This window comes from Bartonella sp. CE47NXGY (assembly GCF_042195415.1).
Lineage (GTDB): Bacteria > Pseudomonadota > Alphaproteobacteria > Rhizobiales > Rhizobiaceae > Bartonella.
This window is the reverse complement of the sequence record NZ_JBHIOI010000182.1, coordinates 1-940: the sequence shown is the minus strand read 5'-3', so window position 1 is coordinate 940 and position 940 is coordinate 1. Positions and strand designations below refer to the sequence as shown.

General features: G+C 38.1%; 1 pseudogene. It reads left to right on the top strand.

Features of this window, described 5'->3' with window-relative positions:
• Positions 1-846: pseudogene (locus tag ACFIL3_RS10525) on the top strand (hypothetical protein); the annotation flags it as partial.
• Positions 847-940 lie beyond the last annotated feature (94 nt).

The following is a 940-nucleotide window of genomic DNA, read 5'->3' as shown; positions in this document are numbered from 1 at the left end:
ATAGGGAGCAATGGATATCCAAAGCTGAATATGCGAATTTTACATAAGATGAAAGAGGTTTTGGATGATCAAATTAATTCTGCGCGCATCAAAGGAAAACAAGGATATGCGCGAGATTTGACTCTGTTCAAACAACGCATTTTGGACGTTTTGGATACGTCCTCTCCAGATTATGCTAAAGCACGGAAAATTTATTATGACGAGCGTACTATCGGTAATGCTTTGGAGCAAGGAAAAAAAGCACTGAATAAGAGCGTTAATCTCGACACAATCAACAGTCAACTTTCGGATTTTGGGTTGATGGAAAAAGAGGCTTTTCAAAAAGGTATACGGTCGCAACTAGAACATGCGGCAGGCAATGCACAGAATTTTGACCACAATCTTTTGAGTTTGTTTGACACAAAAAATGGTCAAGAAAAATTACAGCGTATTTTTGGTGAAGATAAAGCTAAGCAACTTATGAAAGTGTTGCGACCAGAAGTGGAAAGAACAAAGCTTTTTGCACGCTTGCCAAACCATATAGGTGAAGTGGAAGAGAGGGGGAAACAACAGACTATGGGTATAGGAAAGATTGCTTTCATCAAGGCAGTTGTAAAAAATTTCGCAAGAGAATTTGGACGCAAATTCTCAAGCGTCCATAAAGATACTGAGAGAGATATTGCAGCGCTTATAACAGCGCGGGAAAAAGGAGATTTTGGATTAGCAAGGGAAAAAGCTGTTGAATTAATTAAGAAGTTTCATGAAGCAGAAAAGAAACGCTTAATAACCAAAGAAGACCACACAAAATTCTTCAATTTTATTGGCATTCTTTTGAATAGCAGTGCTGATAGAACGGTTATAAACTAATGATCAATTTTCATCCTAATGTGAAGCGTGCTATCTCACAGGCAGCACAAAAATATGGTTTGCCAGAAAGCTTTCTTGAACGTGTTGCTATGAT